The sequence below is a fragment of the Nonomuraea sp. KM90 genome, from assembly GCF_052246675.1.
In the GTDB taxonomy this organism is placed as follows: domain Bacteria; phylum Actinomycetota; class Actinomycetes; order Streptosporangiales; family Streptosporangiaceae; genus Nonomuraea.
The window spans coordinates 117778-139291 of record NZ_JBQQCB010000001.1 but is presented as its reverse complement, the minus strand read 5'-3'; the positions used below and the strand labels follow the sequence as shown (position 1 = coordinate 139291).

The following is a 21514-nucleotide window of genomic DNA, read 5'->3' as shown; positions in this document are numbered from 1 at the left end:
GCAAGGCGTGGGGGCATGCCTTGTTCGTCCTCTCGTTCGGTGAGCGTAAGCTTACAGTTCGTGACGGCCGCTCCGGGTGAATATCGCGGAGGCGAGGTGTGGACGTAGCCTGAAGGCGTGCTGCGGCGGACAATCAGGGCAATGGACATCGACTCGCCGGACCGGCTCATCGAGCTGCTCGACCGGCACGCCTACCTGGCCGACGAAGGGCTGGCCACGGCCGCCTTCCTGGCGTTGCGGATGGGGCGGCCGCTGTTTCTCGAAGGGGAGGCCGGGGTCGGGAAGACCGAGCTGGCCAAGACCCTGGCCGCGCTGCTGAAGGCGCCGCTCATCAGGCTGCAGTGCTACGAGGGGCTGGACGCGGCCCAGGCCCTGTACGACTGGGACTTCGCCCGCCAGCTCCTCCACCTCAAGGCCGCCGAGGCCGCCGGGGTCACCGACGTGAGCAGGCTGGAGGGGGAGATCTACGACCGGCGGTTCCTGATCGCCAGGCCGCTGCTGAAGGCGATCGAGACGCAGCCCAGCGTGCTGCTGGTGGACGAGATCGACCGGGCCGACGACGAGTTCGAGGCGTTCCTGCTCGAGGTGCTCTCCGACTTCACGATCTCCATCCCCGAGCTAGGCACCATCAAGGCCAGGACGCCGCCGGTGGTCGTGGTGACCTCCAACCGCACGCGCGAGGTGCACGACGCGCTCAAGCGGCGCTGCCTCTACCACTGGCTGGAGCACCCGGGCTTCGACCGCGAGGTCGCGATCCTGCTGCGGCGCCTGCCCGAGTGCACCGAGACGCTGGCCATGCAGGTGGCGCGGGCGGCCGAGCGGCTGCGGCAGGCCGACCTGGTCAAGCCGCCCGGCGTGGCCGAGACGCTGGACTGGACGGAGGCGCTGCTGACGCTGGGGGCCAAGGAGCTCGACCCCGGCCTGGCCGCCGCCACGCTCGGCGCGGCGCTGAAATATCGCGAGGACGTCGCGGCCGTGGTCGGCAACGGGCTGCTCACCCATGGATGAGCTGGCCGCCACCATGACCGGGTTCGCCAGGACGCTGCGCGCGGCGGGTGTCGCCGCCGACCACGAGCGGACGCAGAACCTGCTCAGGGCGCTCGACCATCTCGACGTGACCGACTCCGGCGAGGTCTACTGGGCCGGGCGGCTGACGCTGTGCGCCACGCCCGACGACCTGCCCCGGTACGACCGGTGCTTCGCCGCCTACTTCGCCGGCCGGCGGGCGACCCCGGCGCGTGCGGCGACCACGAGCGTCACCCGCCACCTGGCCGAGCAGGACACCGGCGGCGAGGCCGGGGACGACGACGGCACGACGGCGCCGGCCACCGCGAGCCGGACCGAGGTGCTGCGGCACCGGGACGTCGCCCGGCTGAGCGAGGCCGAGCGGGCCGAGGTGCACCGGATGCTGGCCATGCTCAGGGCCGGCCGGGCGCGGCGGCGCTCGCGCCGGTACGAATCCGCCCACCGCGGCGTCCTGGACCAGCGGCGCACCATCCGCGACGCGCTCAGGAAGGGCGAGGTGGCCCGGCTCCGCCACCGCAGGCACACCACCCGGCCGCGCCCGGTCGTGCTGTTCGTGGACGTCAGCGGGTCGATGGCTCCTTATGCCGAGACGCTGCTGCGCTTCGCCCACGCCCTGGTCAGGAGCGAGCCGCGGGCCACCAAGGTCTACTCCGTCGGCACCAGGCTCACCCCGATCACCGCCGAGCTGCGCCACCGCGACCCCGGCACCGCGCTGAACGAGGCGTCCAAAACCATCCCCGACTGGAGCGGCGGGACCCGGCTGGGGGAGGAACTGAAGGAGTTCCTGGCCCGTTACAGCGCCAGGGGGGCGATCGCGGTGATCGCCTCGGACGGTTGGGAACGTGGTGACCCGGAGCTGCTGGGCACGCAGATGGCCAGGCTGGCCCGGCAGGCGTACCGAGTGATCTGGGTCAACCCGCACAAGGGATACGAGGACTACCAGCCGCTCACCGGCGGTATGCGGGCCGCCCTGCCTCACCTCGACGACCTGGTGGCCGGGCACAGCCTGGCCGCCTACGAGCAACTCAGCGAAAGGCTCGCGCATGCGTGACGTGCTGCCGGAGATCATGAAGTGGTGGCGTTCCGGGCTCAGGTTCGGGCTGGCCACGGTGGTGGGCACGTGGAGCAGCGCCCCCAGGCCGCCGGGCGCGGCCATGGCGGTGCGCGGCGACGAGGTGGTCGGCAGCGTGTCCGGCGGATGCGTCGAGGGCGCGGTGTTCGAGCTCGCCGCCGACATCGACGCGCCCGTCCTGCAGCGGTACGGCGTGAGCGACGACGACGCCTTCGCCGTCGGGCTCACCTGCGGCGGCATCATCGACATCCTCGTCGAGCCCGTCTCGATCGAGACCTTCCCCGAGCTCGGCGACGTCGCGGCGTCCATCGACGCGCACGAGCCGGTCACCGTGGCCACCGTCATCTCCGGCCCCGGCCAGGTCGGCGCCCGCCGCGTCATCTGGCCGGACCGCTCCACGGGCACCCTCGGCGTCGACCGCCTCGACGAGGCCGTGGACGACGACGCCCGCGGCATGCTGGCCCAGGGACTGACCGGCATCAGGCGCTACGGCGGCCAGGGGGAGCGGCGGCTGGACGACCTGGCGGTGTTCGTGCACTCGTTCGCGCCGCCGCCGCGGATGCTGGTGTTCGGGGCGATCGACTTCGCCGCGGCGGTGGCCCGGGTGGGCAAGTTCCTCGGCTACCACGTCACGGTGTGCGACGCGCGGCCGATCTTCGCCACCGCCAAGCGCTTCCCCGACGCCGACGAGGTCGTGGTCAAGTGGCCCCACGACTACCTGGCCTCCGTGCCGGTGGACGAGCGTACGGTGATCTGCGTGCTGACCCACGACCCCAAGTTCGACGTGCCGCTGCTGGAGGTGGCGCTGCGCACCGGAGCCGGGTACGTGGGCGCCATGGGCTCGCGCCGTACGCACGAGGACCGTCTGGAGCGGCTGCGCGAGTCCGGCCTCACCGAGGACGAGCTGGCCCGGCTCAGGTCGCCCATCGGCCTCGACCTCGGCGCGCGCACCCCGGAGGAGACGGCCGTGTCGATCGCCGCCGAGCTCATCCAGCTGCGCTGGGGCGGCTCCGGCCGCCCGCTGTCCACGACGGAGGGCCGCATCCACCACGAGGCGCCGTGAGGGCCTCCAAGGTGGCCGGGCTGCTGCTGGCCGCGGGGCAGGGGTCCCGGCTGGGCCGGCCGAAGGCGCTGGTCGAGTACGAGGGCGAGCGGCTGGTGGACCGCGGCGTGCGGCTGCTGGAGGACGGCGGCTGCCACCCGGTGGTGGTCGTGCTCGGCGCGGCCACGGTTCAGGTGCGAGGGGCGGTGACCGTACGCAATCCGGACTGGGCCGCCGGCATGGGCTCCTCCCTGCGCGTCGGGCTGGCCGCGTTGCCGCAGGAGGCGGAGTCCGTCGTGGTCGCGCTGGTCGACCAGCCGCTGATCCGCCCCGGCGCGGTACGCGAGCTGATCGGCTCGGGCGCCGGCCTGGCGGTCGCGACGTACGGCGGCCGGCGCAGGAACCCCGTGCTGATCGCCCGCGAGCACTTCGCCGCGGTGGCCCGGCTGGCCGAAGGCGACGTCGGGGCGCGGCCGTTCATGAAGGCGCATCCCGAGCTGGTCACCGAGGTGCCGTGCGACGGGCACGGCGACCCCGCCGACATCGACACGCCCGAGGACCTGGTCCGGCTACAGCCGGAGTGAGGCGATCGCGGCCCGGTGGTCGCTGCCGGTCGCCGGGGCCACCCCCGCCTTGGTCGCCGTCATGCCCCTGAACAGGATGTGGTCGGGCCTGGTGATCGGGAACTCGGCGGGCCAGGTGAAGCCGAACCCCTCGCCGGCCGCGCTCTGGGCGTCGGTCAGCGGCGGGGTCAGCCCAAGCATGCCGCGGTCGGTGGTGGCGGTGTTGAGGTCGCCGAGCAGCAGGATGCGCTTGCTGCGGTCGGCGTCGATGAGCCTGCGCGCGTGGGCCAGCGAGGCGTCGCGCGAGCTGGTCTGGCCGGGCCTGGCCGAGGCCAGGTGCATGACGTAGACGGTCACCTTGCCCTTGGGGGTGCTGACCACGGCGCGCAGGGCGCGCGGCCAGCCAAGGCCGACGTCGAGCGGCTTGGTCTCGCTGATCGGGTAGCGGCTCCACAGGCCGACCGTGCTGACCGGATAGTGGTATTTGAACATCTTGTTGAGCTGCTTGGCCGCGGGCCCGCCGCTGGTCAGCTCCTGGGCCGCCAGGACGTCGAGGTCCTTGGCGATCACGCGCACGGCCTCGCCGGAGGCGCTGTTGCGCACGCCCACGTTGACCGTGCCGACGGCCAGGTCGCTGGGGCCGCCCGGCGGCGTGCGCAGCAGCGTGGAGCCGAACATCACGGCCCACACCACTCCCGGCGCCAGCGCCGCGGCGGCCGCCGTCGTGGAGCGTGCCAGCGCGGCGGCGGCCAGCAGCAGCGGCACGGCCAGGCCCATCCAGGGCAGCAGGCTCTCCAGGACGGGCGTGAACCCGACGAACGCGGGGATCAGCCGGTGCCCCGCCAGGGCCACGGCCACCAAGGCGGACACGACGATGACGACGCGACTCAGCACCCGAGCCAGGCTAGCGGCTCGGGCCCGGCGGCCCGGCGCGATAACATGTTCCCGTCGCGACAGAACATCATTCGGTTTCATGGGAGCCCGGCATGCGTATCGGTATGGCACTCAACTACTCGGGCGGCTTCAAGGAGTCGGTGGCCGAGCTGGCCGACTACGAGAAGGCCGGACTCGACATCGTGTTCGTGGCCGAGGCGTACTCGTTCGACGCCGTCAGTCAGATGGGTTACATCGCGGCCAAGACCGAGCGGCTGGAGATCGCCTCGGGCATCCTGCCGATCTACTCGCGCACGCCGACGCTGCTGGCCATGACCGCCGCGGGTCTCGACTACGTCTCCGACGGGCGCTTCACGCTCGGGCTGGGCTCCTCGGGGCCGCAGGTGATCGAGGGCTTCCACGGGGTGCCGTTCACCGCGCCGCTCGGGCGTACCAGGGAGATCATCGAGATCTGCCGCCAGGTGTGGCGGCGCGAGCGCGTGCAGTACGACGGCCGGCACTACACGGTGCCGCTCGCGCCCGGCCAGGGCACCGGCCTGGGCAAGCCGCTGAAGATCATCAACCGTCCCGTACGCTCCCGCATCCCCGTCGTGGTGGCCGCCATCGGCCCCAAGAACGTCGAGCTGACCGCCGAGCTGGCCGAGGGCTGGGAGCCGATCTTCTACGTCCCCGAGAAGGCCGCCGACGTCTGGGGCGCCTCGCTGGCCGCCGGGAAGGCCAAGCGGGACCCCGAGCTGGGCGAGCTGGACGTCATCGCCCAGGCGACGCTGGCGATCGGCGACGACGTGGCGGGGCTGCTGGAGTTCGGCCGCCCGATGGCGGCCCTCTACATCGGCGGCATGGGCGCCAAGGGCAGGAACTTCTACAACGACCTGGCCAGGCGCTACGGCTACGAGAAGGAGGCCGAGCGGATCCAGGACCTCTACCTCGAGGGCAAGAAGGACGAGGCCGCCGCGCTGGTCCCGGCCGAGCTGCTGGAGAAGATGTCGCTGGTCGGCAGCGAGGGCTTCGTCCGCGACCGCGTCCAGGCCATGAAGGAGTCGGGCGTGACCACCCTCAACGTGACGCCGCTGGGCAGGACGCACGAGGAGCGGGTGCGGCTGATCGAGACGATCAAGGAGATCGCCGGACAGTGAGGTGAATCACCCCTCATAGGGGAATGCCGCGCTTTTCACGGCCGTTGTTGCAGCTCGTGAGGTTCTCCCTGGTGTTCGTGTGGCTCGTCGAGCGGCTGCACATCGATCTGTGCCGGTTGCACGGATCGATCTGTCGCTGACCGCTCCGCCCGCGTTCATCCATACCCTCACGGGCTGCCTCCGGCATGCCCTCGTTTCGAAGGCTTCCCTCTCCGTGAAGAGATTCTCCTTTTCCCTGCAGTTGCTGCTGGGCCTGGCGATCGGCGTGGCGCTCGGATTCGTGGCCAAGGTCTGGGACGTGACCTGGCTGGCCGAGACGCTGACCCGGGTCGGCCAGATCTTCGTGCAGCTCCTCAAGCTCGCCGTGCCGCCGCTGGTCTTCACCGCCGTGCTGGTCAGCGTGGCCAACCTGCGCAACGTCAACGGCGCGGCCCGGCTGGCCACCAAGACGCTCCTGTGGTTCCTGGTCACCGCGTTCGTCTCGGTGTCCCTGGCGATCGGGCTCGGCCTGCTCATCGACCCCGGCCGGGGCGTCACCCTCGACACCGGCGCCGCCAAGGCCCCCGAGAACGCCGGCACCTGGCTCGACTTCGTCACCGGCATCCTGCCGACCAACGTCGTCACCGCCTTCACCGAGGTGAACGTCCTCCAGATCGTCTTCCTGGGAGTCGTGCTCGGCGCCGCGGCCCTGGCGGCCGGCGAGAAGGCCGAGCCGTTCCTGAGCCTCGCCCGTTCCGTGCTGGAGCTGGTGCAGAAGGCGCTGTGGTGGGTCATCCGGCTGGCCCCCATCGGCACGGCGGGGCTGATCGGCAAGGCGGTGTCCACGTACGGGTGGGACCTGCTGGCGCCGCTGGCCAAGTTCAGCGCCGGGGTCTACGTCGCCTGCTTCGTGGTGCTGCTGGTCGTCTACCCGACGGTGCTGGCGGTGTGGGGCAAGGTCAGCCCCGTCCGGTTCTTCCGCAACGCCTGGCCCGCGATCGAGCTGGCCTTCGTCTCGCGCTCGTCGGTCGGCACGCTGCCGCTGACGCAGCGGGTCACGATCGAGCGCAACGGCGTGGACCGCGACTACGCCTCGTTCGCCGTGCCGTTCGGGGCCACGACCAAGATGGACGGCTGCGCCTCGGTGTACCCGGCGCTGGCCGCGATCTTCGTGGCCCAGGTGTTCGGGGTGCCGCTCGGGCTGGGTGACTACCTGCTGATCGCGTTCGTCTCGGTGGTCGGCTCGGCCGCCACGGCGGGCCTGACCGGCGCCACGGTCATGCTGACGCTCACGCTCAGCACGCTGGGGCTGCCGCTTGAGGGCGTCGGCCTGCTGCTGGCGATCGACCCGATCCTCGACATGATCCGCACCGCGACCAACGTTGCCGGACAACTGACAGTATGTGTTGTGGTGGCCGCCAGCGAAAGGCGTTTGGACCGAGAAGTTTTCAACGCGCCGCCCCAGCCGCTCGACAACGAGCCGGCCGGGACGCTGCGGGCACCGGAGCCGGTTGCGGCCTGACCTCCGGGAACGAGGGGTGGGAAGCGGGCGGCTTCCCACCCTTCGTGCTGTCTGGAGGACCTCATGCCGACCGCGTGGCCGTACGTGCGCAAGTCGAAGTATCGCCGGAAGAGGAACGACCCCGAGTACCTCGGGTCGTCGGTGACCACCCAGCTGGAGTGGGCGCGCGAGCAAGCCGCGTCGCGCGACTGGCCGATCGGTGACGAGTACGTCGACGACTCCCGCTCGGCGTCGCGCTACCGCACGCACGACCGGGAGGACTTCGAGCGCCTGGTGGCCGACATCGAGCGTGGCCGGGTCCAGCGCGGGGACGTGGTGATCTGCCGGGAGTCGTCGCGGCTCCAGCGCGACCTGGCCATCTACGTGCGGCTGCGGGACACCTGCTGGGAACACGGCGTGTTGTGGTGCTGGGGCGGCCGCGTCTATGACCTGTCCAAGCGCGAGGACCGGCTGATGACAGGCCTGGACGCGTTGCTCGCCGAGGACCAGGTGGAGCAGCTGCGCGGCCAGGTCCTCGTCACGACCCGAGGTAACGCCGTGAAGGGCCGCCCGCACGGTCCTGGCACCTACGGGTACCGGCGGCTCTACAACGCCGAGACGGGCGATCTGGAGGCCGTCGTGGCCATCCCTGAGTGCGCGCAGGTCATCCTGGAAATTGTCCGGCGGGTTGCGGCAGGGGAACCGGTAATGGCCATCGCCAACGACCTCACCGCCCGCGGGGTCCCTTCGCCGAAGGGCGGCGCCTGGGCCCGGAACACGGTGCGCCGCATCGCGATGAACCGGGCCTACCTCGGTGAGCGGTCGCACCGCATCGAGGAGACGGGCGCGACGACCTACTACCCGGCGATCTGGCCGCCCATCGTCGCCGATCCGGAAGACCGCAAGGCGTGGAACCGCGCGCAGGCCGTGCTCACCGACCCACGGCGCAGGCACAGCAGGGACTCCGCAGTGAAGTACCTCCTGACCGGGATCGCGATCTGCGACGTGTGCGAGTCCCCGGTGAAGTACCTGAAGAACGGCGGCTACCAGCTGTACGCGTGCGTCGCCAACGGGAGCGATGGTGAACCGGGGTTTCATGTCGGCCGCGCGATCCGGAAGGTGGACCAGGTCGTCGAGACCGTGCTGTTCGTCCGTCTGTCCCGCCCCGACGCCGCCCAGTGGGCTGGCTCGGACGATGAGCAGGCGCTCGCCCAGCTGGAGCGCCTCCAGGGCGAGCTGGTGGAGCTGAAGACGGCGCTCAAGGGCCACTATGCGATGGCGGCCAAGCGGAAGCTGACGCCCGAAGGGCTGGCCGCCGTGGAGGCCGCGATGCTGCCCGACATCAGGGCGCTGGAGCGCCGCATCGAGAACGTGCGGATCCCGCCGAACCTGCGGGGCCTGATCAGGGACACGCCGGAGGAGGTCGAGGCGGCCTGGAAGGCCATGTCCATCCCGGAACGGCGCGAAGTCGTGCGCGGCCTCCTCGAGGTGCGGATCCTCCGCGTCGGGAAGGGACAGCGAGCCGTGGCGCCGCAGGATTCCGTGATCGTGCGGCGCCGGGCCCGTTCTCAATCAGCCGAGCAGGCAGAGGTCGAGGTCGCCGAGGCCGCCGAGATCGGCGTCTAGTCCGATCCCGCCGCATGCGGCCTCGGTGGCGGCCGGTTGAGGCGGATCCTCTGTCGCGGCCGGTGTCTCCGTCTCCTCCGTTTCGGCCTGGGTGGTGGGCGGGTCGTCGGCGGTGGTGGGTGGGGTGGGGGTCGGCTCCTCGGCCTCCTCGGCTGCTGACCCGGGTGTGGTCGGGTCCGGCGCCGGGGGTGTGCGTGAGGGGCGCTGCGTGGGTGCTGGGTCGCCCCGTGGTGGGGAGCCGGTGGGCGCCGGCCTGGTGGGCTGCGCTGTGGTGTCCCCGCGGTCCCCGGCGCGCGTCTCGGGCGGTCGGGTGCGGGTGGGTCGCGCCGATGGCGGCGGCGTGGTCGGGTCGGCGGTCGGCGTGACGTGGACCGTGACAACGGAAGGCGGCGGTTCCGCCAGGGGCTGTTCGCCGTTGCGCAGTTGGCCGACGCCGTACAAGGCGCCCACGGTCATGGTGCTGGCGATGGCCGCGGAACCGAATGGGCCGCGGACTTGGCGCTCCGTCCAGTTGATGCCGAGCAGCACGGGCACGGGCAGCCAGGCGAGCGGGCCCTGTCGTGTGGCGGCGAGGGCGGCCCGCCGGGCGGCCTTGCGGTCGCCGTTGTCGAGTGCCTCGTTGATGATGATGATCCGCTCGTCGTTCTCCCTGGCAATGCTCCAGTCCTGACCTGCGGGGAGTGGTCCGTAGACGATGCGGGGTAGCCGGGAGATCATGCCTCAGCCGCCGTGCTGCCGCCGCGCGCCTCACGCACGGCGGCGACCAGCTGCTGCCAGGCGGTGAGCTCGCGCAGCGGGTCCGGCTTGGCACCCTGATGCCGGCGGAAGCCGATGATCCACGGAAGGCCGTCGATGTCGACGTTTACGGCGCGGTATGGCTCCAGCTGCGCGGTGCGAAGCGCCTCGACGTAGTTACGCGGCGGCGTGTCGTCGGGGTCCAGGCCGACGATCTGGGCTGCCTGTCGTCGCCAGAAGACGACCTCCTCATGCAGGACGGCACGCTCGGCGATTGCCGCGGCGAGTTCGGTGCGCAACTCCTCGATTTTGGAGCGGTAGCGTGCGGCCCAGCGTGCGGCCGTGGTGGCGCGCCGTGCGCGCGCCTGGAGGGTGGTGATGAGGTGTTCGGTTGTGAGCTCGCCCCCCGCGGGCTCATGGTGCTGAGGGTGCATGTGACGGTCTGGCCTCCCCGTTGAGGTGTTATGCGTCCCAGGCGTCGGCATCCATAGCAATCCTCACGGGCGTCACTTTCTAGCCCTCGCACGTAGTTGTGACGTCTTTGTTACCCTGTGCGACGCTCCTCCGCTCGCGCGGGTTTACCTGCCGTTTCTGGGGATTGGCTGAGAAGTTGCTCCAGGACGCCGGCCACGGTGTTCCGTTGCCACTGCTGCAGTCGCGGCCAGGTGCGCAGGATTTGGGCCAGCTGAGAGTCGGCGGGGGTGGTCGAGGGCGCCGACTGCGCACTGGCCTCCTGCCGGATGATCTCCTCCAGGACTTCCGCCGCGTCCTCGCGGCCCACCTCCGTGAGCCGGTCCGGGGTGAGGCCCACCACGTGGGCCATGTGGGCGAGGGTGTCCTCGGGGGCGATGACGATCTTGTCTTTTCCTTCGGTTCCGCCCTCGATGTGGTACCACCTCGACTCGCCGAGGCGGATGTCGGGTGCGCGTTCGCGGACCAGGTCGACGGCCTTCTTGACGGTCAGACCTCGGGCTTTGCGGGCTACTCGGATGAGGCGGCCCTCAGGTGGTGCCTGCTCTGCCGTGCTCATGTTCTGCCCTGTTCTCGCGGGGAAACTACACGAAACTCTAGTCAACTGAGCTGGTCAGAACATGGCATGCGGGTAAGACCCGTCTTACCTGAAGAAAAAAGCAGAGATCTGCATTGCAGTTCTCTTCGGTTGTGCGTAGTTTTACCTCCATGCAAGAGCGCCGCCTCGACCACGACCCAGTCCGGCTCCGGCGCCGCCGCGTCGCGGCGGGCCTGGAGGCACAAGAACTCGCCCGCCGTGTCGGCATCAGCAAGAGCGCGCTGTCGAGGATCGAGCGCGGTCACAACAACGCATCGCCCCCCGTGCTGGAGCGCCTGGCGCAGGCCCTCAACTGCCAGATCGCCGATCTCATGCCGGAGGAGGTGGGCCGCCGTGAGGAGAATCCGACGCACTCGCAGCCCGCAGCCTGACCAGCAGCCGCTGAAGCGCTGCGGCTACTGCGGCACCGGCAACGAGCCTTCGCGTCGCAAGTGTCGGAACTGTCAGGCGGACCTATGACCCGCGACCCGGCGGTCCTCGCCTACGCGCAGCAGATCGCCGACGACTGGGGCCCCTTCTCCGCCGAGGAGCTTGAGGTCCTTTCCCGCGTCTTCGCCCCCCGCCTCCGCGCCGTCCGCGCAGAGCGCGCCAAGAACTTCCGTCCCGCTCAAAAGGCGGCATGACTCGGAGGACTCCGATGCTCGACGACACCGCCCGCATCACCAACTACTTCGTGCAGACCGGCCGCGGACAGCTCACCGCGCCGCAGCGGCGCCGCGTCAAGCACAAGCGGAACCACCAGTCGGCCGACGCCGCGTTCGCCCGCGAGAGCCGGTCGGCCGCCGCCCGGGCGTTGAGCGCGGCCCGCCGGGTTCGCCGCGCCGCGTACCTCCCCGCCGTCTGAGCGGGCCCACAGTCGTCCGCTCCAGATGGGGCGGCACATGGCCGGGTCACCGGTCCCAACCTCACAGAAAGATCGAGATGAAGAAGCTGATCCTTTCGCTCGTCGCCGTCGTGGCCGCCCTCGGGCTGACCTTCGGTGTCTCCGCCGCGTCGGCTGACGAGCAGGCCACGGGCAAGGTCCAGATCACCCGCGTGGACAACAACGTCAAGGGCGTGGACACGGCGGCCAACGCCTACCAGGAGTCCATCCAGGTCAAGAACCTGGGTGCCGAGTCGGCCTCGATGACCGGCTGCACGCTGGAGGACCTGACCGGCCACACGTACCGGTTCCCGTCCAGCTTCAACCTCGCGGCGGGCGCGTATGTGTACGTCCGCACCGGCAAGAGCCCGTCGGTGAACCCGGCTTCGTGGTGGAACACCGGTCCCAACCTCTACTGGAACCGCACCAGCCACCAGTACGGCAACTCCACGGACAGCGTGACCTTGGAGTGCGGCGGCAACCGCATCGACCGCGTGAGCTGGAACGACTTCACGATCCGGCCGTAGCACCCCGAGCACGCATAAGGCCCGGGCTGTGCAACCAGCCCGGGCCCGCCGGAAGGACACCCCGGCGATCTCACCCTACCGCTCCACCTCTCATTCGGAAGGACACCTCCAATGGCCACCACCCCGCAGCACGAGGCACTGCTCACCCCCGCTGAGGTCGCGACCATGTTCAGGGTCGACCCCAAGACCGTTACCCGGTGGGCCAAGGCCGGCAAGCTCACGTCGATCCGCACCCTCGGCGGTCACCGGCGCTACCGCGAGATCGAAGTGCGCGCCCTGCTGGCCGGCGGGCCGCAGCAGGCGGGTGCATGATGACCTGCCAGAGGATCACCGCCGAGGCTCTCATCACGGGGCCAACGCCCCACGCCGTGCTGCTCCGCAAGACGCTGGCGCACATCGAGGCGAACCCCGACGACTGGAACCAGCGCACCTACGCTGCCTGCTTCGCCAACCACGCCGCCCGCCTCGCTGGCGGCCAGGCCCTCGACCCGCGCGGCATGCTCCTGGCTGCCGAGGACGACGAGCTCGCCATGGTGGCGCGCGACGGGTCGCGCTTCGTCTCCGTCCACGATCGGGCGAGGCGGGTGCTCGGGCTCGACGACGACCAGGCGTACGCCCTCTTCGACGGCATCAACGGTCTCGACGCGCTCCGCGAGCAGGTCGCCGATCTGATCGGCCAGGTGCGCCACGTCACCATCCGCGTCGTCCCGGACGACGAGCTGATCCTCGGCGAGGCGCTGCCGGACGGCCGCGCGCCGCTGGAGGTCATGGAGTGGCGGCCGGACGAGCCGCCGATGTTCCACGGCGGCGAGCGCGGTATCGCGACCAAGCGGCTGCGCGCTCACGCCCGCGTGGTGGCCGACCGGCTCGGCGTCGACTACATCGACCCGGTTGACCCGGCCGCGATGGATCGCCTGTCCAGGGCGGAGGCCGCGTGATGGCCAACGTGACCCTTCTCAAGAGTGCGTTCCACCACGTCGCGTCGCATCCCGAGAGCTGGGATCAGGGCGACTGGCGTCGCTGCCTGGCCGCCCACGTCGTCACCGCGTCGGGTGGCCAGTGGGTGACCGACGACGTCACCGAGATGGCGAGCCTCGCTGTCGTGGCCACGGCCGACGAGATCGAGGTGTGCGACCAGCGGTTCCTCCTGCTGCCCGGCGGCCAGGTCGTCGAGGCCGTCTGGGTGTGGGAGCGCGCTGCTCGGCTGCTCGGCATCACGGAGCGCCAGGGCAGGAGGCTGTTCGCCCCGGACAACAGCCTCGATGACCTCCGGCAGGCCATCCACGACCTGTGCGAGGTGGCGTGATGCCGAACGCCGAGCTGCTCATGACGACGCTCACGCACATCGACCGGAACCGCACCGACTGGCACCAGGGCTCCTGGAGGGACTGCTTCGCCGGGCACGCCGTGATCCTGGCGGGCGGCCGGTGGGCGGTCCAGGACCCGCACCACGCGCTGGCGCGGGTGCTCAAGCCGGTGCGAGGCGACCGCAAGGGCGACGTGCTGGTGTATGGCGCGGCTGAGGGCTGGGACGGCCCGCTGCTGCGCGGGGTTCCGGTGCCGATCCGGGCACGCCGCGTCCTGGGGCTGGACGAGCCGCAGGCCCGCCGCCTCTTCCACGTGGGCAACGACCTGCCCCGCCTCTACACGATCGTCAGCGACCTGTGCTCGGAGGCGGCGGCATGACGATCAACGCGCAGCTGCTCAAGCAGACCCTCGCCCACATCGAGGCCAACCCGAGCGAGTGGGACCAGAAGCAGTACCGGTGTGGGACCGGCCTGTGCTTTGCCGGGTGGGCGGTTCAGCTCGCGGGCGGCCGTTGGTACTCCGACAACGCGGACGCGGCCCTTGGTGAGGCGTTGATCGCCGAGCCGGGCGAGGCGCGCAGCTTCGCCCCCGAGAGCGACTCATCGGTGCGCCTGGTCCACGCGGAGTTCCGCGCTGAGCAGGTTCTCGGGCTGAGCGACGACCAGGCCGGGCGGCTCTTCTACGCAGGCAATACGCTGCCCGACCTGCGCCTCATCGTCGCCGAGCTGTGCGAGGAGGCGGCATGATCCTCACCGCGTGCCGCACTCTCGTCGGCGATCACGAGACGTACAGCGCCGAGTACATCGGCCACCGGCCCGGCGGCACGCTCGATGTCGTCGTCTCCGCCACCCCGCACGATCACCGCTCGATGACGTACCTGGCCTTCCGGCTGGAAGCGGGGGAGTGGCGACCGCTGGCCGGCCGCGACCGCGACCTGGAGTCCGCCGTGGCCCGGGCCGAGCACGAGACGCGGTACGCGGGCTGGGACTCGCCTGAGCTGGCCGCCCTCCTGAACACCGTGGAGGGGTCATGACCGCGCTCGCGGACCTCGTGCGCACCACCGGCCAGCAGCCGCGCGTGACGGGCCGCCACCGGCCGACCCGGAGGCGCGGGTTCGCCTTCCGCCTGCCGCGTCGGTTCGGGCCCGGCCTCCTCCTCGTGGCCGGCCTCGCCCAGGCGTCCGCCGCGACCGGCTGGGCGATCGGCTACGGCTGGTCACCCGCCGGGGTCGTCGCCGCCGCCGGCGCCGCGCTGACGCTGCTCATCCGGGTGGGGGTGCGCTGGTGAACGCCAATCTCCGCGTCGCGCTGCTGTCGATCGCCTACATGATCGTGCTGATCGGCGGCCCGATCTGGGCCATGACGAGCCCACTCCCGTGGTCGATCGCCATCGGTGTCGGCAGTCTGGCCGTGCTCGTTACGTTGCTCCGGCTGATCATTCGGACTCCGCGACGGGCCAAGGCCAGGTCTGCCGTGGTGGACGACGACCCCGACCCGTGGGCCGTGATCGCGGCCAACGCGCGCCAGCTCGCCACCGACGAGCTGATCGCCATGCACAACGACATGACCGCGTACGCCAACGCGGGCACCGCCGTGCAGCTGGAGCGCGTGATCAGGTCCGCCATCGAGGCCGAACTGATCGACCGCGGCGTTCACCTCTGCCCCTGCGGCGCGCCCGTGCCCGGCGGCATCCACACCACCACCTGCCCGGAGTCGTCCTGATGGAAGTCCAGCTCACCGGCCACATCTACGTGACCATCGCGCCCGACGAGATCGTGCACCGCCTCGACGAGAAGTGGTCCACGTTCGACTACGGACCCTTCCGCGCCACCGTCTCCATCGGCGACGTCACCAAAGTCAGGGCAGCCCGCGAGCTCGCCCGAGTCATCTCCGCCCAGGCCGGCTTCTGGGAGTCGGACCTGGCCGCCATCGAGGCGCGCCTCCAGCACGAGGAGGACGCCCACACCGCAGACCCTCCGGCGCCGGTTCAGGACCCCACTCCGGCGCCGGAGCCCACCTTCGCCGAGCAGATCGCCGCACCCGACCCCAAGCTCGACGCCGCCGTCGAGCGCGTCGCTGCTCTGGCCGACGCGCAGCGCGACCCCGAAGAGGAGGGCGAGCTCTGATGGCTGGCAAACACCGCGCCACCGAGGCACTCACCGAACCCATGCGGCCCGTGCGGCGCGAATCGCCGCCGATCAACCCCGAGCCCGCGACGTCCAGCATGCCCGCGATTACGGCGGCCGACGTCGCGGCGTACGACCAGGCGCGCAAGGAGATGACGCCGGAGGAGTGGATGAAGCCGCTCCGCACCGGCGGCGCCCGGGTCGAACGCAGCATCCGGCACACCATGCGTGAGCGCCGCCTCCTGCTGGCCAACCGGGTCAGCAGCGCCACGCGCCGCCTGCGCAAGGCTCTCGCGAAGGGCGGAAGCCGATGAGCCGCCGCATCATCCCCAGCTCCCCTGGCTCGCCCCGCGGCCGCGAGACGACCGTCGGGTGGGACGCCCCGCTCAGCACCTTCTTCGGCATGGCCTTCGACCCGCCGACCTCCGGAGACCTCGAAGACGATGAGGTCGAGGTGTTCTGGGTCGGCGTCATGCCGGCGGAGGTGCCGACCGTCGAGGCGCTCGAAGCGGAACTGGCCAAGCACAGCGTCACCCTGCCCACCGGGCTGGCCGGACTGCTGAAGCTGGACCAGGCCAACGAGGGCGAGAGCCCGAACAACCCGGGCCGCCGCATCATCGACACCATCCTGAAGGGCGGCCAGTCATGAGCGCCGCCGTCCGCACGCAGGAAGAGATCGTTGCCCGCATCGCCGAAGTCGCCACCGAAGACTGGTTCGGTTTCCGCCGAGAGGTCCTCATCGACGCGCTCGGCTTCGAGCACGCCCGCGAGTTCCTCAAGCCGGACGTGACCGCCGATGAGTGGCGGCCCGCCCTCGACCACCCCAGCATTCTGGCCCAGGCGAAGGCGTACTACGGCTTCGCGCTCGGAAAGATCCGCGACCACCGTGGCATCTCCGCGAGCCGTTCCGTAGACAAGCTCGGCGAGTTCGCCTGGCTGCTCTGTCGCGACGACGTGGTGGCGGCGATGGCCGCCGTCGAGTACGGGCAGTATGGCGCGCCCATGGTCAAGGCGTTCGCGGCCGGGTTCGGCCTGGCCTGGCCTGACGAGCCCGAGATGACCCGCATGGCCGCCGGGGAGCCGTGCGAGCCCGGATGTGCTGCGGGGTGCGGGGCATGACGTACGCACCGCTGTGGCCCGGCTGGGACACGAAGACCCGCGAGGTCATCGACGGACTCAAGGCCGACCTGAACGACGAACTGCGGGATGCCATCCGCGACCTGGCCGGTGATGTCGGCGGCCACCTCCGCTCGGAATTCCCCGACCTCGACCCGACCATCGTCGGCTGGGTCACCATGCGAGCCGCCTCCCATCTCAGCGCGCTGGCTACTGAGCGCCCCGACGTAGATCCCCAGAACCTCGCCCTGATCGGTCTGCTGGCTGGCGAGTACATCGAGGCAGGTGACGTGTGATGGGGACTGGGCTCGAGCTGGCGGAGAAGGTCAGCGAGGCCGGCGTCTACGACATGCCCGACGGGCTGTACCACCTCGACCCCGTCGAAGGCGGCTCTCTGTCGTCCAGCGGCGCCCGCAAACTCCTGCCGCCCCACTGCCCCGCCATCTTCAAGCACGAGCGCGACAACCCGCCCGCACCCAAGAAGCAGTTCGACATCGGGCACGCGGCGCACAAGCTGGTGCTCGGCAGCGGCCCCGAGCTCATGCGCATCGACGCCGAACGGTGGGACACCAAGAAGGTCAAGGAGGAGGTGGCGGCCGTCCGCGCCGACGGCGCCATCCCGCTCAAGCCAGGCGAGTACCAGCAGGTGCACGACATGGCCGACGCCATCCGCCGCCACCGCATCGCCAGCGCCCTGTTCGACCCCGAGCACGGCCTGCCCGAGCAGACCCTCATCTGGCAGGACCGGCCAACCGGAGTGTGGCGGCGCGCCCGCCTCGACTGGCTACCGCACCACGGCGACGGCCGGCTCATCATCCCCGACTACAAGACCAGCCACTCCGCCGACCCCGGCGCCATCGCCCGCACCGTCTACCAGTTCGGCTACTACCAGCAGGCCGACTGGTACAACACCGGCGCTGAGGCGCTCGGGCTCGGCGAGGACCCGGCTTTCCTGTTCGTCGTCCAGTCCAAGGACGCCCCCTACCTGATCACCGTCGTCGAGCTGACGCGGAGTGCGCTCCGCGTCGGCCGCGAGCGCAATCGCCAGGCGCTGGAGGTCTACGCCGAGTGCGTGGCGACCGATCACTGGCCCGCGCACAGCGACGACATCGAACTCATCTCCCTGCCCGGCTGGGCGGAGAACCACTTCCTTCAGGAGGCTTCGTGAGCACGCGCGACATCGCCCCGATGCAGCAGCGCCTGGCCGCGCCTGGCCGCGTCGGGCAGGGGACAGCGGTTGAGCAGTCCCGGGCGGTCGCCGAGGTCCAGGCAGCCGTGATCGTCGCCCAGCAGTGCCCGCGTGACATCCAGGTCGCGCAGCGTGAGATGCGCCAGTCGTGCGCACAGAAGGGCCTGGCCGACCGGGCGTTCTACAGCTACCGGCGCGGCACTACAACCGTGAACGGCCCAAGCGTGCATATGGCGCGCGAACTCGCCCGCTGCTGGGGCAACGTTCAGTACGGGATCGTCGAGCTCCGACGGGACGACGACTACCACCAGAGCGAGATGCAGGCGTGGGCGTGGGACGTCCAGACCAACTCCCGCAGCTCGACGACGTTCATCGTGCCGCACAAGCGCGACGTCTCCGGCGGGCCCAAGCCCCTCACCGACATGCGCGACATCTACGAGAACAACGCCAACATGGGCGCACGCCGCCTGCGCGAGGTCATCTTCTCCATCCTCCCGCCCTGGTTCGTCGAGGAGGCCAAGGACCTCGCTCACAAGACGCTCTCCGACGGCGGCGGCAAGCCGCTCCCGCAGCGCATCGCTGACGCGGTCGCCATGTTCGAGGGCCTCGGCGTCACGGCCGACCAGCTGGAGACGCGGGTCGGCCGGCCGACGGCGAAGTGGACCGAGTACGACGTCGCCCAGCTCGGCATCACCTTCAACAGCCTGCGCCGCGGCGAGCTGCGGATCGAGGAGGAGTTCCCGCCGCCGCGCGTGAGCACCGATGAGGTGGTCGGCAGGACGGCGAAGGCCAAGGCAGGCAAGAGCGATCAGTCCCCAGCTGCGACCCCCACTGCACCGGAGCCGCCCGCAGCCGACTCGCCCGCCGAGGGCGATGACGGCTGGCCGGCCGCCGTGAGGCCAGGGGAGGGCGCATGATCCCGCGCCGTTTCCACCTGTTCCGTCTGGAAGACGAGACCGGAGTCTCGGGCACCGGCGTGATCGTCGAGGGCGTCGAGTTCAGCGACGGCTCCGTGGCGCTGCGCTGGCTGTCGGAGCGCACCTCGACCGCCATCTACGGCTCCATCGGCGACGTGGAGGCCATTCACGGTCACGGCGGCAAGACCCGCGTCCAGTGGATCGACCCGGCTGAGGAGGGCGCGTGAGCACCAGCGAGCCCAACGACCTGATCGACGCGCTGATGCACCTGGCCGAAGAGGTCAGCGACGACGTTCGCGTCGAGGCCATCAGGACCGGCCGCACCGTCCGCACCATGCCCAAGCCGAAGCCCGAGCCGAAGGGAGGCAAGAAGTGACCGGACCGGAGCACTACCGCGAGGCTGAGAAGCTCCTCACCTACGTTGCCGACCTTCCCCACGGTGACGACAGGGCGACGGACTCCATAGCCGAGGCCCAGGCGCACGCGACGCTCGCCCTGGTCGCCGCCACGGCGCTGACCGGGCACGGGGCGGGCTACCTCGACGACCCCGAGATCAAGGCGTGGCGCGCGGCTGCGGGGGTGGCCGATGGCTGAGATCGGCCGCGTCCTGGCCTTCCTGTTCATGTGCGGCGTGCTGGGCCTCATCGAGGTCGCCGCCTGCAAGGCGCTGGCCAGGGCCGTACGTGAGCTGCGGGCCGACGTCCGGCGTTGGCGCCGTCACCGCGCCGACAAGCGAACGCTCCGCGACTACGAGGCCGAGTTCCGGCGTGCCGAGGAGTACGAGCAGCTCTGGCGGGGTGAGTCGTGAGCGTCAAGGGCCAGGCCGAAGGAATCAAGCACGGCACCTGGGGCGGCTACAAGCAGCACCTGCACCGCGAGGTCGAGATGTGCGACGCCTGCCGGGAGGCATGCCGCCTACACAGCGCGAAGCTCAAGGCCGCCAAGCGCGGCCCGGTCGCGGCCAAGACGAAGGCCGAAGTCAGGCCGAAGCTGCAACGGTCGTCGCACCCGCAGCAGCGGCCGGCGCCGGGCATGGGCCGCATGTACATCCGGCCGTACTCGCCGCACCCGCCCGGCTGGCAGGACCCCGCCTGGGGAGTGCCCGTGCTCGGCGGCGAGCTGGCCGTCGGTGACGTGCTGGTCCACGTCGGCCGCGAGTACCCGATCACCCACTTCGAGCCGTACGTGGGCGGCCTCGACCAGGTGCTTGGTAAGGGCGCCCGCGTCGCCCGCAGCGGCCCCACCTGGCCGGGTCTGCCGATCAGTCTCGACCGCACCTACCGCATCCGCCCCCGGGAGGGGAGATGAGCAAGTTCACCTACACCGACCGCGAGGGCGATCGCCTGACCATCGAGTCGGACAACGTCGAGCCTGGGGCCGCCACGTTCGTCAGTTCGGACAGTGGCGCGTTCGTGGCGGTCGCCGACCTGCCGACGATCGTCGCCGAGCTGTACAAGGCCGCGAGGCAGGAGCCGCCCATCCTCCTGCCGCGCTTCAGTCCCGAGATGTCGTGGGTCACGGAGGGCGGGTACGTCCGTACGCTGCTCACCCCTGGCGAGTTGATGACGCCTGACGACATCCGCGATCTGTGCTCGTGGTACGCCTCGGCCGCCGACCTTGTCGAGGCGGAAGCCGAACGGCAGCGCGCGGAAGCGGAACGCCAGGAGGTCGAGCGGCTCACGGCCCTGATCGACCCGTGGGCGACAGCCGAGGCCAACGCCCGCGCCATCTTGGCCGCTGGATACACCCGGAGCGAGTCATGACCCGGTACATGCGTACCGCGCCCGCGCCGACGCTCACCATCCGGCCCATCAGCCACGTCTTCGGAGGCCGGCCATGACGACAGCCCAGATCGTCGCCCGCCTGCGCGAGCTCGCCGGAGAGCGGCCCACCTACGTCTGGCGGGAGCTGTACGCCCTCGCCAACGAGCTGGAGCAGGGCCCCTGGCCCTCGCCTGAGCAGAAGATCCCAGCTCACGACCTGGAGGCGCTCGTGCGCGCCACCCAGCCGGCCACCACCCCGGCCCGGGTCACGCCGCTCACCATCGCCCGCCAGATCCTCAGGGGGCGGCGATGACCAAGAGCCGCCACTCCCGCGCGCCCAAGCCCACGGGCGAACCAGAGCCGACCGCGCCCGCCCGGATCGTCATGACGTTCGAGCTCGGCAGCGAAGCCAGCGTTGAAGCCGCCACCCAGCTCATCGAGGCATGGGTCAACGGACAGCTCAACCTCGACGACCACTGGCTCCGGCCGCTCAAGGTCAAATCGATCGGCTTGCGCGGCCACGGACTGCCCAACGGGCAGCAACTCCAAGCCGCCATCGCCGGCGACGACGTGGCCCAACGCCGGCAAGCTCTCGGACTCACACAGTCCCAGCTCGCCCGCCGCGCCGGGGCCACCGGCATGGCCGTCAGCCAGATCGAACGCGGCCTCACCAGCGGCACCAGCAAGACCGCGTTCGCCATCCGCCGCGCCCTCGCAGACGCAGAGGCCGCACGATGACCACCCACAAACTCGCCGCCGCCGTCGAGCGCCCTTCGGGCAGCTCCGGCAGCGGCGACGCCTGCGCGCCGTATGGGCTGGCGGCCGCGCAGGCACCCGGCGGAGCGTTCCAGCGCTCCGCCGCGCCGGGCAGCACTTCCCCGCTGCTCGGCAGCCTGCCTCGCCCCAGCTGGGGGGCTGGGGCGAGGCAGGCCACAAACTCCCGGGCCAGGGATCTGGGGGGCGCCCTGGCCCGGGACTGCACGTCCGTAGCCGCTCGGGGGCGGAGACGGACCGAGGCCCCGGCTGGGAAGCGCGAGCCCGGCCGGGGCCACCCAACACGGAGG

General features: G+C 71.0%; 39 protein-coding genes. 35 read left to right on the top strand and 4 right to left on the bottom strand.

Annotated elements, in window-relative coordinates; genetic code table 11:
• The first annotated feature begins 141 nt into the window (after positions 1-141).
• From ACTWPW_RS00945 to ACTWPW_RS00930, 4 genes are read left to right on the top strand one after another with little or no spacing between them, the layout of a single operon-like run.
• A complete protein-coding gene (locus tag ACTWPW_RS00945; protein WP_375109243.1) occupies positions 142-1008 on the top strand; it encodes an AAA family ATPase in 867 nt (288 codons plus the stop codon).
• Positions 1001-2077 carry a vWA domain-containing protein gene (locus ACTWPW_RS00940; protein WP_443167688.1) on the top strand — a complete coding sequence of 359 codons (1077 nt, stop codon included), beginning with the start codon at positions 1001-1003 and terminating at the stop codon, positions 2075-2077. The genes ACTWPW_RS00945 and ACTWPW_RS00940 overlap by 8 nt, the downstream gene beginning before the upstream one ends.
• Entirely contained in the window at positions 2070-3161 is a 1092-nt protein-coding gene (locus ACTWPW_RS00935) for an XdhC family protein (RefSeq protein WP_375109245.1), read from the top strand. Before ACTWPW_RS00940 ends, ACTWPW_RS00935 begins: the two co-directional genes overlap by 8 nt.
• Entirely contained in the window at positions 3158-3724 is a 567-nt protein-coding gene (locus tag ACTWPW_RS00930; RefSeq protein WP_375109246.1) for a nucleotidyltransferase family protein, read from the top strand. The genes ACTWPW_RS00935 and ACTWPW_RS00930 overlap by 4 nt, the downstream gene beginning before the upstream one ends.
• Here ACTWPW_RS00930 and ACTWPW_RS00925 read toward each other — a convergent pair.
• The gene (locus ACTWPW_RS00925; protein ID WP_443167687.1) at positions 3710-4597 is read right to left on the bottom strand and encodes an endonuclease/exonuclease/phosphatase family protein; all 888 of its coding nucleotides are present in this window, start codon (positions 4595-4597) and stop codon (positions 3710-3712) included. The two genes, ACTWPW_RS00930 and ACTWPW_RS00925, sit on opposite strands and share 15 nt — an antisense overlap.
• Before the next feature lie 92 nt (positions 4598-4689).
• On the opposite strand from ACTWPW_RS00925, the gene ACTWPW_RS00920 reads away from it, so the two are divergent.
• From ACTWPW_RS00920 to ACTWPW_RS00905, 4 genes are all read left to right on the top strand, one after another.
• The gene (locus ACTWPW_RS00920) at positions 4690-5733 is read left to right on the top strand and encodes an LLM class F420-dependent oxidoreductase (RefSeq protein WP_375109248.1); all 1044 of its coding nucleotides are present in this window, start codon (positions 4690-4692) and stop codon (positions 5731-5733) included.
• A gap of 23 nt (positions 5734-5756) precedes the next feature.
• Complete coding sequence (locus ACTWPW_RS00915; protein ID WP_443167686.1) at positions 5757-5873, top strand: putative leader peptide; 117 nt, start codon at positions 5757-5759, stop codon at positions 5871-5873.
• Positions 5874-5947: 74 nt separating this feature from the next.
• On the top strand, positions 5948-7234 hold the full coding sequence (locus ACTWPW_RS00910; protein ID WP_443167685.1) for a dicarboxylate/amino acid:cation symporter: 1287 nt from the start codon (positions 5948-5950) through the stop codon (positions 7232-7234).
• A gap of 63 nt (positions 7235-7297) precedes the next feature.
• Positions 7298-8839: a recombinase family protein gene (locus tag ACTWPW_RS00905; RefSeq protein ID WP_443167684.1), complete on the top strand. Its 1542-nt coding sequence runs from the start codon at positions 7298-7300 to the stop codon at positions 8837-8839.
• On the opposite strand, the gene ACTWPW_RS00900 is transcribed toward ACTWPW_RS00905, so the two are convergent.
• The 3 genes from ACTWPW_RS00900 to ACTWPW_RS00890 form a co-directional block, all read right to left on the bottom strand.
• Positions 8786-9556, bottom strand: coding sequence for a hypothetical protein (locus tag ACTWPW_RS00900; protein ID WP_443167683.1), 771 nt, complete (start codon positions 9554-9556; stop codon positions 8786-8788). The genes ACTWPW_RS00905 and ACTWPW_RS00900 overlap by 54 nt on opposite strands.
• Positions 9553-10008 carry a hypothetical protein gene (locus tag ACTWPW_RS00895; protein WP_443167682.1) on the bottom strand — a complete coding sequence of 152 codons (456 nt, stop codon included), beginning with the start codon at positions 10006-10008 and terminating at the stop codon, positions 9553-9555. The genes ACTWPW_RS00900 and ACTWPW_RS00895 overlap by 4 nt, the downstream gene beginning before the upstream one ends.
• Positions 10009-10118: 110 nt before the next feature.
• Positions 10119-10604, bottom strand: coding sequence for a hypothetical protein (locus tag ACTWPW_RS00890; protein WP_443167681.1), 486 nt, complete (start codon positions 10602-10604; stop codon positions 10119-10121).
• Between the two features lie 149 nt (positions 10605-10753).
• Here ACTWPW_RS00890 and ACTWPW_RS00885 point away from each other — a divergent pair, with 149 nt between their 5' ends.
• From ACTWPW_RS00885 to ACTWPW_RS00755, 27 genes are all read left to right on the top strand, one after another.
• Positions 10754-11014 carry a helix-turn-helix domain-containing protein gene (locus ACTWPW_RS00885; protein ID WP_443167680.1) on the top strand — a complete coding sequence of 87 codons (261 nt, stop codon included), beginning with the start codon at positions 10754-10756 and terminating at the stop codon, positions 11012-11014.
• Between the two features lie 84 nt (positions 11015-11098).
• Positions 11099-11266 (top strand): hypothetical protein, encoded by a 168-nt coding sequence (locus tag ACTWPW_RS00880; RefSeq protein ID WP_443167679.1) that lies wholly within the window; start codon positions 11099-11101, stop codon positions 11264-11266.
• Between the two features lie 14 nt (positions 11267-11280).
• Positions 11281-11487 (top strand): hypothetical protein, encoded by a 207-nt coding sequence (locus ACTWPW_RS00875; protein WP_443167678.1) that lies wholly within the window; start codon positions 11281-11283, stop codon positions 11485-11487.
• 77 nt (positions 11488-11564) lie between these two features.
• Positions 11565-12032: a lamin tail domain-containing protein gene (locus ACTWPW_RS00870; protein WP_443167677.1), complete on the top strand. Its 468-nt coding sequence runs from the start codon at positions 11565-11567 to the stop codon at positions 12030-12032.
• A gap of 111 nt (positions 12033-12143) precedes the next feature.
• Entirely contained in the window at positions 12144-12344 is a 201-nt protein-coding gene (bldC, locus tag ACTWPW_RS00865; RefSeq protein ID WP_443167676.1) for a developmental transcriptional regulator BldC, read from the top strand.
• Positions 12341-12970, top strand: a complete 630-nt coding sequence (locus ACTWPW_RS00860; RefSeq protein WP_443167675.1) for a hypothetical protein — start codon at positions 12341-12343, stop codon at positions 12968-12970. The genes bldC and ACTWPW_RS00860 overlap by 4 nt, the downstream gene beginning before the upstream one ends.
• Positions 12970-13338 (top strand): hypothetical protein, encoded by a 369-nt coding sequence (locus tag ACTWPW_RS00855; protein WP_443167674.1) that lies wholly within the window; start codon positions 12970-12972, stop codon positions 13336-13338. Before ACTWPW_RS00860 ends, ACTWPW_RS00855 begins: the two co-directional genes overlap by 1 nt.
• Positions 13338-13718 (top strand): hypothetical protein, encoded by a 381-nt coding sequence (locus ACTWPW_RS00850; protein ID WP_443167673.1) that lies wholly within the window; start codon positions 13338-13340, stop codon positions 13716-13718. Before ACTWPW_RS00855 ends, ACTWPW_RS00850 begins: the two co-directional genes overlap by 1 nt.
• On the top strand, positions 13715-14086 hold the full coding sequence (locus tag ACTWPW_RS00845) for a hypothetical protein (RefSeq protein WP_443167672.1): 372 nt from the start codon (positions 13715-13717) through the stop codon (positions 14084-14086). The genes ACTWPW_RS00850 and ACTWPW_RS00845 overlap by 4 nt, the downstream gene beginning before the upstream one ends.
• Positions 14083-14373: a hypothetical protein gene (locus ACTWPW_RS00840; protein WP_443167671.1), complete on the top strand. Its 291-nt coding sequence runs from the start codon at positions 14083-14085 to the stop codon at positions 14371-14373. Before ACTWPW_RS00845 ends, ACTWPW_RS00840 begins: the two co-directional genes overlap by 4 nt.
• The gene (locus ACTWPW_RS00835) at positions 14370-14627 is read left to right on the top strand and encodes a hypothetical protein (RefSeq protein ID WP_443167670.1); all 258 of its coding nucleotides are present in this window, start codon (positions 14370-14372) and stop codon (positions 14625-14627) included. The genes ACTWPW_RS00840 and ACTWPW_RS00835 overlap by 4 nt, the downstream gene beginning before the upstream one ends.
• Entirely contained in the window at positions 14624-15061 is a 438-nt protein-coding gene (locus ACTWPW_RS00830) for a hypothetical protein (protein WP_443167669.1), read from the top strand. The genes ACTWPW_RS00835 and ACTWPW_RS00830 overlap by 4 nt, the downstream gene beginning before the upstream one ends.
• Positions 15061-15465: a hypothetical protein gene (locus ACTWPW_RS00825; RefSeq protein ID WP_443167668.1), complete on the top strand. Its 405-nt coding sequence runs from the start codon at positions 15061-15063 to the stop codon at positions 15463-15465. The genes ACTWPW_RS00830 and ACTWPW_RS00825 overlap by 1 nt, the downstream gene beginning before the upstream one ends.
• Entirely contained in the window at positions 15465-15779 is a 315-nt protein-coding gene (locus ACTWPW_RS00820; RefSeq protein ID WP_443167667.1) for a hypothetical protein, read from the top strand. Before ACTWPW_RS00825 ends, ACTWPW_RS00820 begins: the two co-directional genes overlap by 1 nt.
• Positions 15776-16114, top strand: coding sequence for a hypothetical protein (locus ACTWPW_RS00815; protein WP_443167666.1), 339 nt, complete (start codon positions 15776-15778; stop codon positions 16112-16114). Before ACTWPW_RS00820 ends, ACTWPW_RS00815 begins: the two co-directional genes overlap by 4 nt.
• The gene (locus tag ACTWPW_RS00810; RefSeq protein ID WP_443167665.1) at positions 16111-16584 is read left to right on the top strand and encodes a hypothetical protein; all 474 of its coding nucleotides are present in this window, start codon (positions 16111-16113) and stop codon (positions 16582-16584) included. The genes ACTWPW_RS00815 and ACTWPW_RS00810 overlap by 4 nt, the downstream gene beginning before the upstream one ends.
• Complete coding sequence (locus ACTWPW_RS00805; protein WP_443167664.1) at positions 16581-16877, top strand: hypothetical protein; 297 nt, start codon at positions 16581-16583, stop codon at positions 16875-16877. The genes ACTWPW_RS00810 and ACTWPW_RS00805 overlap by 4 nt, the downstream gene beginning before the upstream one ends.
• A complete protein-coding gene (locus ACTWPW_RS00800) occupies positions 16877-17749 on the top strand; it encodes a PD-(D/E)XK nuclease-like domain-containing protein (RefSeq protein WP_443167663.1) in 873 nt (290 codons plus the stop codon). Before ACTWPW_RS00805 ends, ACTWPW_RS00800 begins: the two co-directional genes overlap by 1 nt.
• On the top strand, positions 17746-18687 hold the full coding sequence (locus ACTWPW_RS00795) for a hypothetical protein (protein ID WP_443167662.1): 942 nt from the start codon (positions 17746-17748) through the stop codon (positions 18685-18687). Before ACTWPW_RS00800 ends, ACTWPW_RS00795 begins: the two co-directional genes overlap by 4 nt.
• Complete coding sequence (locus tag ACTWPW_RS00790; protein ID WP_443167661.1) at positions 18684-18914, top strand: hypothetical protein; 231 nt, start codon at positions 18684-18686, stop codon at positions 18912-18914. Before ACTWPW_RS00795 ends, ACTWPW_RS00790 begins: the two co-directional genes overlap by 4 nt.
• Positions 18911-19063 carry a hypothetical protein gene (locus tag ACTWPW_RS00785; protein WP_443167660.1) on the top strand — a complete coding sequence of 51 codons (153 nt, stop codon included), beginning with the start codon at positions 18911-18913 and terminating at the stop codon, positions 19061-19063. The genes ACTWPW_RS00790 and ACTWPW_RS00785 overlap by 4 nt, the downstream gene beginning before the upstream one ends.
• The gene (locus ACTWPW_RS00780) at positions 19060-19281 is read left to right on the top strand and encodes a hypothetical protein (protein ID WP_443167659.1); all 222 of its coding nucleotides are present in this window, start codon (positions 19060-19062) and stop codon (positions 19279-19281) included. Before ACTWPW_RS00785 ends, ACTWPW_RS00780 begins: the two co-directional genes overlap by 4 nt.
• Positions 19274-19495 carry a hypothetical protein gene (locus ACTWPW_RS00775; RefSeq protein ID WP_443167658.1) on the top strand — a complete coding sequence of 74 codons (222 nt, stop codon included), beginning with the start codon at positions 19274-19276 and terminating at the stop codon, positions 19493-19495. Before ACTWPW_RS00780 ends, ACTWPW_RS00775 begins: the two co-directional genes overlap by 8 nt.
• On the top strand, positions 19492-19995 hold the full coding sequence (locus tag ACTWPW_RS00770; protein ID WP_443167657.1) for a hypothetical protein: 504 nt from the start codon (positions 19492-19494) through the stop codon (positions 19993-19995). Before ACTWPW_RS00775 ends, ACTWPW_RS00770 begins: the two co-directional genes overlap by 4 nt.
• Positions 19992-20450, top strand: coding sequence for a hypothetical protein (locus tag ACTWPW_RS00765; RefSeq protein ID WP_443167656.1), 459 nt, complete (start codon positions 19992-19994; stop codon positions 20448-20450). The genes ACTWPW_RS00770 and ACTWPW_RS00765 overlap by 4 nt, the downstream gene beginning before the upstream one ends.
• 73 nt (positions 20451-20523) lie before the next feature.
• On the top strand, positions 20524-20763 hold the full coding sequence (locus ACTWPW_RS00760; RefSeq protein ID WP_443167655.1) for a hypothetical protein: 240 nt from the start codon (positions 20524-20526) through the stop codon (positions 20761-20763).
• Positions 20760-21188 carry a helix-turn-helix transcriptional regulator gene (locus ACTWPW_RS00755; RefSeq protein WP_443167654.1) on the top strand — a complete coding sequence of 143 codons (429 nt, stop codon included), beginning with the start codon at positions 20760-20762 and terminating at the stop codon, positions 21186-21188. Before ACTWPW_RS00760 ends, ACTWPW_RS00755 begins: the two co-directional genes overlap by 4 nt.
• Positions 21189-21514: the final 326 nt, after the last annotated feature.